This is a genomic window from Streptomyces flavovariabilis, from assembly GCF_000725785.1.
Classification (GTDB): domain Bacteria; phylum Actinomycetota; class Actinomycetes; order Streptomycetales; family Streptomycetaceae; genus Streptomyces; species Streptomyces hawaiiensis.
Genome location: NZ_JNXD01000011.1, coordinates 201,549 through 214,012, shown reverse-complemented (window position 1 = coordinate 214,012; position 12,464 = coordinate 201,549). Strand labels below are relative to the sequence as shown.

At 70.8% G+C, this 12,464-nt stretch carries 8 protein-coding genes and 1 tRNA gene; 1 reads left to right on the top strand and 8 read right to left on the bottom strand.

What is annotated here, in order from left to right:
- Positions 1 to 228: 228 nt before the first annotated feature.
- The 6 genes from pknB to IO24_RS0120190 all read right to left on the bottom strand — a co-directional run bounded on the left by pknB (position 229) and on the right by IO24_RS0120190 (position 8,464).
- Positions 229 to 2,259, bottom strand: a complete 2,031-nt coding sequence (gene pknB, locus IO24_RS0120215; RefSeq protein WP_031137567.1) for a Stk1 family PASTA domain-containing Ser/Thr kinase — start codon at positions 2,257 to 2,259, stop codon at positions 229 to 231.
- A 169-nt stretch (positions 2,260 to 2,428) separates the two neighbouring features.
- Positions 2,429 to 3,907 carry a peptidoglycan D,D-transpeptidase FtsI family protein gene (locus tag IO24_RS0120210; RefSeq protein WP_031137565.1) on the bottom strand — a complete coding sequence of 493 codons (1,479 nt, stop codon included), beginning with the start codon at positions 3,905 to 3,907 and terminating at the stop codon, positions 2,429 to 2,431.
- A complete protein-coding gene (locus tag IO24_RS0120205; RefSeq protein ID WP_031137563.1) occupies positions 3,904 to 5,352 on the bottom strand; it encodes an FtsW/RodA/SpoVE family cell cycle protein in 1,449 nt (482 codons plus the stop codon). Before IO24_RS0120205 ends, IO24_RS0120210 begins: the two co-directional genes overlap by 4 nt.
- A gap of 22 nt (positions 5,353 to 5,374) precedes the next feature.
- Positions 5,375 to 6,931 (bottom strand): Stp1/IreP family PP2C-type Ser/Thr phosphatase, encoded by a 1,557-nt coding sequence (locus IO24_RS0120200; protein WP_037668080.1) that lies wholly within the window; start codon positions 6,929 to 6,931, stop codon positions 5,375 to 5,377.
- A 140-nt stretch (positions 6,932 to 7,071) separates the two neighbouring features.
- Positions 7,072 to 7,584, bottom strand: coding sequence for an FHA domain-containing protein FhaB/FipA (locus IO24_RS0120195; protein WP_031137561.1), 513 nt, complete (start codon positions 7,582 to 7,584; stop codon positions 7,072 to 7,074).
- A gap of 10 nt (positions 7,585 to 7,594) precedes the next feature.
- The gene (locus IO24_RS0120190) at positions 7,595 to 8,464 is read right to left on the bottom strand and encodes an FhaA domain-containing protein (RefSeq protein WP_031137559.1); all 870 of its coding nucleotides are present in this window, start codon (positions 8,462 to 8,464) and stop codon (positions 7,595 to 7,597) included.
- Between the two features lie 473 nt (positions 8,465 to 8,937).
- Between IO24_RS0120190 and IO24_RS0120185 the strand changes: the two genes are divergently transcribed.
- A tRNA-Leu gene (locus IO24_RS0120185) sits at positions 8,938 to 9,021 on the top strand.
- Positions 9,022 to 9,164: 143 nt separating this feature from the next.
- Here the strand turns inward: IO24_RS0120185 and IO24_RS0120180 are convergent.
- Both IO24_RS0120180 and IO24_RS0120175 read right to left on the bottom strand, forming a co-directional pair.
- Complete coding sequence (locus IO24_RS0120180) at positions 9,165 to 11,603, bottom strand: ABC transporter permease (RefSeq protein WP_031137557.1); 2,439 nt, start codon at positions 11,601 to 11,603, stop codon at positions 9,165 to 9,167.
- A complete protein-coding gene (locus IO24_RS0120175; protein WP_031137555.1) occupies positions 11,597 to 12,322 on the bottom strand; it encodes an ABC transporter ATP-binding protein in 726 nt (241 codons plus the stop codon). Before IO24_RS0120175 ends, IO24_RS0120180 begins: the two co-directional genes overlap by 7 nt.
- Positions 12,323 to 12,464: the final 142 nt, after the last annotated feature.

Here is a 12,464-nt window from a genome sequence, read left to right as displayed (position 1 = left end):
ACGTTTCGAGCAGGGCGTGAACATGGGGGGACGACGGTCGTCCACAGGCTGTGTGCGCGCCAGGTACTCCATGTCGAGGAGGGGCGAGGGAGCGGGTGCGGGACTGGATGCCGCTGAGGTTCTTGAAGGACCTCAGTTCTTCGCCGGCCGGCAGCCGGTACGGCAGAGCCCCCGGCCTCTGTGTGGGGCCGGGGGCGCTGTGGCGTGATGGTTGGGGTCGGGGCGGGGTCAGTCGTCCTCGTTGCTGCCGTTGAGGCCGCCGAAGATGCCGCCGTTTCCGCCGCCGCCGTTGTTTCCGCCGCCGTTGTTGTTCCCGATGCCGACGGTCTGGAGAGTGATCGTCGTGCCCGCGGGGTCGTCGACCTCCTGGCCGGGGCCCGGGTTCTGGCCGGCGACGAGGGCGTTGTCGCTCTGGTCGCTGCCGCCCGCGAACTGGATGCTGGTGAAGCCCTGCTGCGCGAGGATCTGCTTGGCCTGGCCGACCGTCTGGCCGACGACCTGCGGGACCTTGACCTTCTGCTGCTGCTTCTTCTTGCCGATCTGGATGTTCACCGACGAGTTCGGGTCGACCGACGTGCCGGCCTGCGGTGTGGTCTGGATGACCTTGCCGACCTGGTTGTCGTCGTCGGTCTCCACCTCGGTGCAGTTGCCGACCAGGTTGCTGGCCTGCATCTGCTGCTTGGCCGCGTCACAGCTCTGGCCGAGCACGTCCGGGACGGTCGACTTCTCCGCCTCCTTGGCGACGGTCAGGGTGATCGTGGAGCCCTTCTCCTGCTCCGTGTCGCCCTTCGGGTCCTGGTCGATGACCACGCCGGGGGTGCGGTCGGACTCCTCGGTCTTCTGCTCGACCTTGAAGCCCTTGCTGTCGAGTTGGGCCGCGGCCTTGTCGTAGGTCAGGCCCGTGACGTCCGGCACCGTCTCCTTCGGCGCCCCCGTGGACACGACCAGGGAGATGGTGTCGCCCTTGGTGACCGTCACTCCGGCCTTCGGGTCCTGGGTGCAGACGTTGCCCTTGGTCTGGTTGTCACAGGGCTTGTTGGTGGTGCTCAGCTTGAGATCGCCGTTCTTCGCCAGTTGCTTGGCGTTGGCCAGCGTCTCGCCGACGAAGTTGGGGGCCGCGAGCGTGTCGTTGTTCGCTCCGCCGTCGCCGCTGAACGCCCACCGGCCGATCAGGATCGCCCCGACCAGGACGAGGATGCCGGCCACCACCAGCAGGATGGTGGAGGTGTTGGACTTGCGCTGCTGGCCGCGGCGCCGGTCGGGGCGGTCGTCGTAGCCGTAGCCGCCGTCGTCCGGGTTCATGGGGGGCAGCATGGACGTGGCGCCCGCGCCGGAGTCCGCGCGCAGGGCCGTCGTCGGCTGGTCGTCGGGGTAGCCGCCGTAACCCACGGCACCCATCGCGGCGGTGGCGGCGACCGGCTGGCCGTCGAGGCAGGCCTCGATGTCGGCACGCATCTCGTCGGCCGACTGGTAGCGGTAGTCCGGGTCCTTGACGAGCGCCTTCAGCACGATCGCGTCCATCTCGGGCGTGATCTCGGGGTCGAAGACGCTCGGCGACTGCGGTTCCTCGCGGACGTGCTGGTAGGCCACGGCCACCGGGGAGTCGCCGACGAAGGGCGGGCGGACGGTCAGCAGCTCGTAGAGCAGACAGCCGGTGGAGTACAGGTCCGACCGGGCGTCGACCTGCTCGCCCTTCGCCTGCTCCGGAGAGAGGTACTGGGCGGTGCCGATGACCGCGGAGGTCTGCGTCATCGTCATGCCGGAGTCGCCCATGGCGCGGGCGATGCCGAAGTCCATGACCTTGACCTGGCCGTTGCGGGTCAGCATGACGTTCGCCGGCTTGATGTCGCGGTGGACGATGCCTGCGCGGTGGGAGTACTCCAGGGCCTGGAGGATGCCGATGGTCATCTCCATGGACCGTTCCGGCAGCAGCTTGCGGCCGGAGTGCAGCAGCTCACGCAGTGTCGAGCCGTCCACGTACTCCATGACGATGTACGGGATCGACACGTTGTCGATGTAGTCCTCGCCCGTGTCGTAGACCGCGACGATCGCGGGATGGTTGAGCGAGGCGGCCGACTGGGCCTCCCGGCGGAACCGGGCCTGGAAGGAAGGGTCACGCGCGAGATCCGCGCGCAGCGTCTTCACCGCCACGGTGCGGCCGAGGCGGGTGTCATGCGCGAGGTAGACCTCCGCCATGCCACCACGCCCGAGCACCTGGCCCAGTTCGTACCGGCCGCCGAGGCGACGCGGCTCTTCCATAGCTACCTACCAGCCCTCTCCGTCGGTCCCGACCGGCATGTTTGTACGGTCGGAGGCTGCCGTCCGGGCCTACCGTACCCGGCTCGCTTTGTGTGACCTGGCCAAGCCCGTCAGCCGATACAGGACCGGTATCGCAACGTGCACCGATGTGAAGCAGGCGTGAGCGGAGTCACTTCTTGCTGTTGATGACCGCCTCCATCACGTTCCTCGCGATCGGTGCCGCGAGGCCGCCGCCGGAGATGTCGTCACGGACGGCGTCGTCGTCCTCGACGACGACCGCCACGGCGACCGGCGCGCTGCCGTCCTCGCCCTTGGCGTAGGAGATGAACCACGCGTAGGGGTTCTCGCTGTTGTCGACGCCGTGCTGGGCGGTACCGGTCTTGCCACCCACCTTGACGCCGTCGATCTTGGCGTTCGAGCCCGTTCCCTTGTCGACGACCGTCTCCATCATCGACTGGAGGATCTGGGCGTTCTCCGCCGACAGCGGCTGGCTCAGCTCTTCGGGGTCGGTCTTCTCGATCGGGTCGACGCCGGGCGACTGGAGCTCGTCGACCATGTACGGCTTCATCAGCTTGCCGTCGTTGGCGACGGCCGAGGCGACCATGGCCATCTGCAGCGGGGTGGCCGCGGTGTTGAACTGGCCGATGGACGACAGCGCCGTCTGCGAGGGGTTCATGTCGTCGGAGAAGACCGAGGCGGTGGAGCGGACGGGCGTGAACTGTTCCTCGGTGAAGCCGAACTTCTTGGCCATGTCCAGCATCTTGTCGTTGCCGAGGTCGGAGCCGATCTTGCCGAAGACGGTGTTGCAGGAGTACTGGAGAGCCACCCGCAGCGTCGCGTTCTTGCAGGGGATGTTGCCCTCGTTCGGCAGCTTGGTGTTGGTGCCCTTCATGATCCACGGGTCGGGCGAGTCGGTCTTCTCGTCCGGGTCCGGGTACAGGCCGTCCTCGAGGGCGGCGGCCGCGGTGACGACCTTGAAGGTGGAGCCCGGCGGGTAGGTCTCGCGCAGGGCACGGTTCAGCGTCGGGTCGTCCGGGTTGTTCTTCTTCAGCAGCTTCTGCCAGGCCTTGGTGTCCGTCGTCGTGGAGTTGCCCGCGAAGGACGAGGGGTCGTACGACGGGTAGGAGGCGAGCGCCAGGATCTTGCCGGTCGACGGTTCGATCGCGGCGACGGCGCCCTTGCCGCCCTGCCTCTTCAGGCCGTTGTAGGCGGCCTTCTGCGCGGCGGCGTTCAGGGTCGTGACGACGTTGCCGCCCTGCTGCTTCTTGCCCGTGAGCATGTCGAGGGTGTTGCGGAAGAACAGCCGGTCGTCGTTCCCGGTGAGGATGCCGTCCTCGAGGTTCTCCAGCTGGGTGGCGCCGAAGGCCTGCGAGGCGTAGCCGGTGACCGGCGCCCACATGGCGCCGTCCTTGTAGGTGCGCTTGAACTTGAAGTCGCTGCCGGGCGTCTCGGCGGAACCGGTGATCGGCTTTCCGTCGACGATGATGTCGCCGCGCGGGGAGGCGTAGCGCTCGATGATGACGCGGCGGTTGTTCTTGTCGGTTCTGAGTTCGTCGGCCTGGACGTACTGGATCCAGTTGTCGCGGATCAGGAGTGCCATGACGAGCAGGCCGCAGAAGATCGCGATTCGGCGCAGGGGCTTGTTCATGACGGGCGGACCACCTGGGTCATCTCGGCGTCGGGGTTGGCGGCGGGCGCGGGGGCCGGGCGGCGGGCCGTGTCGCTGATTCTCAGGAGGATGCCGATCAGGGCCCAGTTGGCGATCACGGAGGAACCGCCGTACGCCACGAACGGCAGCGTCATACCGGTCAGCGGGATGAGGCCCATCACACCGCCGGCCACGACGAAGACCTGGAGGGCGAAGGCGCCGGACAGGCCGATGGCCAGCAGCTTGCCGAACGGGTCGCGGGCCGCGAGGGCGGTGCGAACGCCGCGCTCGACGATCAGACCGTAGAGCAGCAGGATCGCCATGACGCCGGCGAGGCCCAGCTCCTCGCCGAAGGTGGCGAGGATGAAGTCGGAGTTGGCGGCGAAGCCGATGAGGTCGGAGTTGCCCTGTCCGAGGCCGGTGCCGAGGGTGCCGCCGGAGCCGAAGGCCCACAGGGCCTGCATGGCCTGCTCGGAGTGGACGATGCCGTCCTGGACGCCGGCGCGGGAGAGCTCGAACTCGCGCATGGGGTCGAGCCAGGCCTGCACACGCGTCTGGATGTGCGGCTCGAAGCTCGCCACGCCGACGGCGCCGACCGCGGACATCAGCAGACCGAAGACGATCCAGCTGGTCCGCTCGGTGGCGACGTACAGCATGATGACGAACATCCCGAAGAACAGCAGGGACGTACCGAGGTCGGTCTCGAAGACCAGGATGAGGATCGAGATGACCCAGACGACGAGGATCGGACCGAGGTCGCGGCCGCGCGGCAGGTACAGGCCCATGAAGCGGCGGCTGGCCAGGGCCAGGGCGTCTCTCTTGACCATGAGGTAGCCGGCGAAGAAGACGGCGAGGGCGATCTTCGCGAACTCACCGGGCTGCAGCGTGCCGAGGCCGGGGATCTTGATCCAGATCTTGGCGCCGTAGATGTTCGCGCCGAGTCCGGGCACGAGCGGCAGGACCAGCAGGAACAGCGCACCCGCCATGGAGATGTAGGTGTAGCGCTGCAGGACGCGGTGGTCCTTGAGGAAGATCAGCACGACCGCCAGCAGGGCGACGCCCATCGCCGAGTACAGCAGCTGACGCGGTGCGGCCTCGGCGTAGTTGCTCAGTCGCTTGGACTGGTCCAGGCGCCAGATGACGACGAGGCCGAGCCCGTTGAGCAGGGTGGCCAGCGGCAGCAGCAGGGGGTCGGCGTACGGGGCGAACTTCCGGACGACGAGATGGCCGACGCCCGCGAGCAGCCCGAGCCCGAGCCCGTAGCTCAACAGGCCCGGAGGTACCGAGTCGTTGAGCGCCAGGCCGACGTTGGCGTAGGCGAACACCGGGATGACTACGGCGAACACCAGCAGCGCGAGCTCGGTGTTGCGCCGGCTCGGCGCGCCGATGGCGCCGATCGTGGACGTGTGGTGCGTCGGCGAGTGCGACGTATTCGTACCGCTCATCGTGTGACAGGGCCTCTCACGGCTACTGCTTACCGCACAGCGAGACGACCTTCTGCTCTTCCTCCGAGAGGCTGGGGCCGGGGCTGGGAGTGGGTGCGGTCGTGGTCGGGGGCGTGGACTTCTCCGGTGCCGACGGTGAACCCGACGGGCTGGACGGGTTCGGCGTCGGTGTGGCCTTGGACGTGAAGGAGGCGGGAGTGGTTCCCGTGGTGCCCCCGGCCTCGCCTTCGCCGGTCTTGGAGTTGTTCTGGCTCTCGGCTTCGCGCCGCTGCGCCTCCTTCTTGCACGCGGAGGCCTGCACCGACAGTTCCTGGATCTTCGCCTGGGCGTTCGTCAGTCCGCCCTCGGCGATGGTCGCCTCGACCAGCTTCTGCTGGTAGGGCGGCAGGTACTTGAGTTCGATCTCGGGGTGGTCCTTTTCGACCTTGGAGAGCGAGACCCAGGCGAGGTCCTGGCTGATGCCGCGGTACAGCGCGACGTGCTCGTCCTCGGCGCCGACGTAGTACTGGGTCTGCGTCCAGCGGTATCCGCCGTACAGACCGCCGCCGACGAGGGCCAGCGCGAGGACGCCGTAGAGGGATCTCTTCAGCCACCGGCCCTTCTTGCGGGGCTTGGTGAAGTCGTCGTCGCCGTAGTCGAAGCCGGCCGCCGGGATGTAGCCGGTGGTGTCGCCGGAGCCGGGCGGGCCGAATTCGCCGCCCCCGCCGCCCTGCCGGTGGCCGTGGCGGCCGAGCCCGGAGGCGCGGCCGGCGGGGGTCTGCATGATGCCGTTGTCGTGCAGCTGGTGCTGGTTCTCGGCGACGGCGCCGACCACGACGGGGGTGTCGGACAGCTGCCCCGCGAGGGTGTCGCCGGTGTCGAGGTCGAGGACGTCGGCGATGATGACGGTGATGTTGTCCGGGCCGCCGCCGCGCAGCGCCAGCTCGATCAGGTTCTGGACGGTCTCCTGAGGGCCCTGGTAGCTGGCGAGGGTGTCTTCCAGGGTCTGGTGGGACACCACGCCGGACAGGCCGTCGGAGCAGATCAGGTAGCGGTCGCCGGCGCGGACCTCGCGGATGGACAGGTCCGGCTCGACGTGGTCGCCGGATCCGAGGGCGCGCATCAGCAGCGAGCGCTGCGGGTGCGTGGTGGCCTCCTCCTCGGTGATGCGGCCCTCGTCGACCAGGCGCTGTACCCAGGTGTGGTCCTGGGTGATCTGTGTGAGGACGCCGTCGCGGAGCAGGTAGGCGCGCGAGTCGCCGACGTGTACGAGGCCGAGGCGCTGGCCGGTCCACAGCAGGGCGGTCAGGGTGGTCCCCATGCCTTCCAGCTGGGGGTCGTCCTCGACCATCGAGCGCAGCTGGTCGTTGGCGCGCTGTACCGCCGTGCCGAGCGAGGTGAGGATGTCGGAGCCGGGGACGTCGTCGTCTAGGGCGACGATGGTGGAGATGGCCTCGGAGGAGGCGACCTCACCGGCCGCCGCTCCGCCCATGCCGTCGGCGATGGCGAGCAGGCGCGGGCCGGCGTACCCGGAGTCCTCGTTTCCCTCCCGGATCATGCCCTTGTGCGATCCGGCCGCGAAGCGCAGTGACAGACTCATGCGCACCTCGCCTGTCGGCTCCGGGTACAGCCGGTCGTGTCGAGCCACACTGCCCACCCTCCGGTCGGGAGCGCGCGGGGGGCCGGGGTGGGGCCCGCCACTGCGTGCTCGCTCCGCTCGCGCCTATCCATGATGTAGCACTACTTCCGCAGCTCGATGACGGTCTTGCCGATGCGGATCGGCGCGCCCAGCGCAATCGGTGTGGGAGTCGTCAGCCGGGACCGGTCCAGGTACGTGCCGTTGGTGGAGCCGAGGTCCTCGACGATCCACTGGCCGTCGCGGTCCGGGTAGATCCTGGCATGGCGGCTGGAGGCGTAGTCGTCGTCCAGCACGATCGTCGAGTCGTGCGCCCGGCCCAGGGTGATGGTCTGGCCCTGGAGGGCGACCGTGGTGCCGGTGAGGGTGCCCTCGGTCACGACGAGCTTGGTGGGGGCGTTACGGCCGCGTCGGCCGCCGGCGGACTGCTGGCGTTGCGGCGGTGGCGCCTGGCGGGCGGCGGCCTGCTGCTGCCGGCCTGCCTCGCGGCGCGATCCGCGCTGGGTGACACGCGTACCGAACAGGTCGCTGCGGATGACCTGCACGGCCACGATCACGAACAGCCACAGTACGGCCAGGAAACCCAGCCGCATGACCGTGAGGGTCAGCTCTGACATTGCCCCCGCTTCACCCTTCGGCTTGCCGGTAAATGATGGTGGTGCTGCCCACGACGATCCGCGAGCCGTCGCGGAGCGTAGCGCGGGTGGTGTGCTGCCCGTCCACCACGATGCCGTTGGTGGATCCGAGATCCTGGATCGTCGAGGGCGTTCCGGTCCGGATCTCGCAGTGCCGGCGCGAGACGCCGGGGTCGTCGATCCGCACGTCGGCGTCGGTGCTGCGGCCCAGCACCAGCGTCGCGCGGGAGATCTGGTGGCGGGTGCCGTTGATCTCGATCCAGTGGCGGGTGCGTCCGCCGGCGGCCGGGGCGGCCGGGGGCCGCTGGGCGTTCGCGGCGGGCGGGTAGCCGTATCCGCCGGGGCGGCCGCCGGGCGGCGGCGCGGCCGGCATGGGCGGGGCGCCGGCGGGCGCGGCGGACGACGGGGGGCCGTAGCCGCCGGGGCGTCCGCCCTGCGGTGCGGCGGGACCGGCGCCGCCGCCTGCCGGGCCGGGCTGGTGGCTGCTGGAGGAGGCGAGCGTACGGCTGCGTACCCGGTACAGGCCGGTGTCGAGGTCGTCCGCCTTCTCCAGGTGCACCTTGATCGGGCCCATGAAGGTGTAGCGCTGCTGCTTGGCGTAGTCGCGCACCATGCCGGCGAGCTCGTCGCCGAGCTGGCCGGAGTAGGGGCTGAGCCGCTCGAAGTCCGGCGTGCTGAGCTCGACGATGAAGTCGTTGGGCACGACCGTCCGGTCGCGGTTCCAGATGGTGGCGTTGTTGTCGCACTCGCGCTGGAGAGCTCCCGCGATCTCCACGGGCTGGACCTCGGACTTGAACACCTTGGCGAAGGTGCCGTTGACCAGACCTTCGAGACGCTGCTCGAACTTCTTCAGGACTCCCATGGGGCACCTCCTCCGTCGCTGCCGTCCTGTGTACTGCCCTGCGGGCCGCTTGCCTGGTACTGCTTACTGATCGTATCCACGCGCCGCTCGATCGGCTGGTTCCCCCTGTCAGCACTGCCGACGGGTGTCGACGCATGACGAAGTTCCCTGTGGAGCTCCTCTTCGAACTCCTCCGGTGGTACTGCTGCGCGTAACCGCCTCGGGTATGTCTGGCAAGGATCGTAGAGGCGGCCGAAGACCAGTGTCCCGCACCTGACTGTGGACCCCGACCCCCTCCTGCGGAGACGGCGGGTACCGGTACGAGGTTGATACGTGAACCGGTACGGGTTGATACGTGGCAGGGGCATCGAAGGTTCGTCGGGGGGCCTGCCTGCGGGGATAAGGGATGTGAACCCACCCCTTCCAGCGTGCTAATGTTCTGGGTGTCGGAAGGCGCCGACCCCCACGGGGATAGCGCCCAGGACACACCCAATGCGCGGGTGGCGGAATAGGCAGACGCGCTGGATTCAGGTTCCAGTGCCCGCAAGGGCGTGGGGGTTCAACTCCCCCCTCGCGCACCGTCGGAACGGGCGGCATCGATCAGATGCCGCCCGTTCTTCGTGTCTGCGGATGTGATGGTTGTCTCCGGCCTGGCCGGGTCTGCCTCGTGTGAGGAAGCTCTCAGGCCCGGCGAAGCGTTTCCGCACGAGCGGGTCGTCTCTCACTCGTGTACCGCGGCCAGGTCCACCGGTCGGCGGCGCAGGGTGAGGGCTGCGGGAGCCGTCGCGCAGGACACGGCCAGGAGCGCGCAGACGGTGGCCGTCGCGCTGAGGGCCTGCCACGGGAGAGTGACGGCGGGCCGCACCGACAGCAGGGCGAGGGCGCCCCACATGCCGGCCAGGTTGACTCCGGTGACCAGCAGCCCGAGGAGCGCGCCGGCCGCGACGGCCGTCAGGGCCTCGGCGGCGGTCAGCCGCAGCACCTGCCCCCGGGTGGCACCGGCCAGCCGCAGCACGGCCAGGTCGCGGACCCGGTCGGAGGCCGCCATGACTGTGGTGTTGGCCACGGAGATGCCGGTGTAGAGCAGGGCGATGCCGAGGACCAGGAGCAGCCCGAGGCGGGTGGTGCGGTTGGTTTCGGGGTGGGTGGCCCGCAGCCACGCGTCCCGGGTGAGGACCTGGCCGCCGCCCGCGCCGAGCGCCTCGCGCAGGGCGGGCGCCACCGTGCCGGCGGACGTGCCGTCCTCAAGTGCCACGTCCACGCGGTCGACCGGGGCGCCCGGGGCGTTGCGCGGGGTGACGTAGACGCCGTTGCCGCCGGTGCCGGTGGGCATGACCGCGGCGATGCGCAGGCTGCGGGGTGTCCCGTCGCCGAGCCATACGCGGACCCGGTCGCCCACCCGGTGCCGCTGCCACTCCTCGTTGACGACGACCGAGTCGTCGTCGAGGTCGCCCAGCCGGCCCGCGGTGAGCGGCAGGCGGGTGGTGGCCGCCAGGTCGCCGGGGGGCGCGGCGCGGGCCTCGGAGCGGATCAGGGCCACGCCGTCCTCCAGGACGTGCACGGCCGTCGAGGACGTCGGGGAGATCCGGGTGCCCGGGACCGAGTCCAGCCTGCGCAGGACGGCGGCGTCGAAGCCCGTTCCGGCTGCCGGGGTGATGACGAAGGCGGCGGTGGTGCGGTCGCTCGTCTCGGTGCTCTTCGCGTGGTTCAGGGTGGCGGTCGCACCGAGGAGTGAACCGGCGAGGGCGACCGTGACGAGGACGGGGGCCGCCAGTGCGGCGGTGCGGCGTACCGCGGTGGCCGTGTTCTCGCGGGCCAGCATGCCCACGGCCGAGGGCAGGCAGGTCAGCAGGCGGATCAGGGGGCGCAGCACGAGGGGGGCGAGCAGGGCGGCCGCGGTGATCAGCAGCATCGGGCGGATGATGTACGTCTTGCGGTGGAGCAGGTCGGACGGGTCGCCGGTGAGGGAGAGGGCCAGGGTCGCGGCGGCCGTGAGCAGGAGGGCCGTGCCGCATAGCAGACGCCCTCGGGTCACAGGCCCGCTGTCCGCGGCTGCCTCGCGCAGGGCCTCGGTGGGGGCGGTGCGGCCGGCCCGCCAGGACGCCGCGGTCGCTCCGCACAGGGCGACGAGCAGGCCCGTCCAGAAGGCCGCGTGGTAGGGCCAGGTGTGCTCGCCGAGGGTGAACCAGGCGGGGGCGAGGCCCTCGTCGACCACCCGGGCCGCCAGCAGTGGTGCCCCGTGGGAACCGAGCGCGCAGCCGGCCGCGGAGGCGAGGGTGCCGACGGCGAGGGCCTCGGCGAGGACGGTCCGGCGGATCTGGGCCGGGGTCGCCCCGGCGGTGCGCAGCAGGGCGAACTCCCTGCGGCGCTGGGCGACCGCGAAGGCGAAGGTCGACGCCACGACGAAGACCGACACGAAGGCGGTGACGCCGCCGGCGGTGCCGAACAGGGCGTTCATCGCGGTGAGCGCCTCACGGTCGCGGCCGGGGTCGGCGTCGGCGAGGCGGCGCGCGTCGCCGGTGAGGACCTGGGCGCTGTCGCCCACCGCCTCCCGTACGGACGCCGGGTCGGCCCGCACGACCAACTGGACGATCTTCCGATCCAGTTGGGCGGCCCGGGTGTCCGTGAAGAACACGGCGTGCTCGAAGCCGCGCGAGGTCAGGGTGCCGACGACGCGGACGGTGCCCCGGTCGGTGTGCAGCCGTTGGCCCGGGCGGGCCCAGTCGCCGGTGACGACGACCTCGCCGGCCGCGCGGGGTGCCCGGCCGGTGGCGAGGCCGTAGGGGGCGAACGCGGCGGTGGACCAAGGGTGGCCCACCAGGCCGGCGGGGCCGCTCTTCGCCCGGACGGGGAACGAGCGGTCCTCGACGACCGGGCCCAGCTTCCGCAACCGTGCGGCGGTCGTGGCCGGTACGGGGCGCGGGTGCGCGAGCCGGGACGCGCGGGTGCCGGCCGGGGTCGGTACGCGCAGGGTGTCCTGCCCCTTGACCACGACCGGGGCGGCGGCGAAGCGCTCGGGGCCGCGCTGCGGGGCGGTGGCAGTCGACGCCAGGGCCAGGCCCATCACGGTGAGCAGCGCCACGCCCAGCGACAGCGCGACGAAGCTGCCGGTGAAGGTGGCCCAGCGGGTGCGCAGGGTGCGCAGGGTGACGCTCAGCACGGCACGGCCTCCAGGCGGGTCATGCGGGTGGCGATGGTGTCGGCGCCGGCGCCGGTCAGCTCCCCGCTCACGCGGCCGTCGACGAGGAAGACCACCCGGTCGGCGTGCGCGGCGGCCACCGGGTCGTGGGTGACCATGACGACCGTCTGGCCCTCACGGTCGACCATGCCGCGCAGCAGCCCGAGCACCTCGCGGCCGGTCCGGGTGTCCAGGGCGCCGGTCGGTTCGTCACCGAACAGCACGTCGGGCCGGGTGATCAACGCGCGGGCCAGGGCGACGCGTTGCTGCTGGCCGCCGGACATTTGGGCCGGCCGGTGCCGGGCCCGGTCGGCGAGCCCGACCTGCCGGAGCGCCTGGCGCACCCGGTCTGCCGGGACGCGGCGGCCGGCCAGGCGCAGGGGCAGGGCCACGTTCTGCTCGGCGGTCAGTGAGGGCAGCAGGTTGAACGCCTGGAAGACGAACCCGACGCGCTCGCGCCGCAGCAGGGTCAGCCGCCGCTCACCGAGCCCGGTCAGTTCGGTGCCGCCGACGGTGACCGACCCGGACGTGGGCCGGTCCAGTCCGGCCGCGCACTGGAGCAGGGTCGACTTGCCGGAGCCGGAGGGGCCCATGACGGCGGTGAAGGTCCCGGCCGGGAACGCGAGTGAGACCGTGTCGAGTGCGGTCACGTGCCCGTATGCCCTGGTGACCGAGTCCAGCCGGACGGCGTCGTGTGTCATGGGTTCCCCCTGGTGTCGGTGTCGCTTCCAACGAAACCGGGCGGGGCGGGCCGGCGCAGTGCGGCGGGGCCTAGACCTGGGGTAGGGCCAGGCATACCCCCGGGCCTCCGTCTGAGCCCATGGCCTGGGCCCCGAGCGGCTT

Coding starts and splice junctions, on each gene's coding strand:
- IO24_RS0120210 (WP_031137565.1), bottom strand. CDS start 3,907: ATGAACAAGCCCCTGCGCCGAATCGCGATCTTCTGCGGCCTGCTCGTC.
- IO24_RS0120200 (WP_037668080.1), bottom strand. CDS start 6,931: ATGAGTCTGTCACTGCGCTTCGCGGCCGGATCGCACAAGGGCATGATC.
- IO24_RS0120195 (WP_031137561.1), bottom strand. CDS start 7,584: ATGTCAGAGCTGACCCTCACGGTCATGCGGCTGGGTTTCCTGGCCGTA.
- pknB (WP_031137567.1), bottom strand. CDS start 2,259: ATGGAAGAGCCGCGTCGCCTCGGCGGCCGGTACGAACTGGGCCAGGTG.
- IO24_RS0120205 (WP_031137563.1), bottom strand. CDS start 5,352: ATGAGCGGTACGAATACGTCGCACTCGCCGACGCACCACACGTCCACG.
- IO24_RS0120175 (WP_031137555.1), bottom strand. CDS start 12,322: ATGACACACGACGCCGTCCGGCTGGACTCGGTCACCAGGGCATACGGG.
- IO24_RS0120190 (WP_031137559.1), bottom strand. CDS start 8,464: ATGGGAGTCCTGAAGAAGTTCGAGCAGCGTCTCGAAGGTCTGGTCAAC.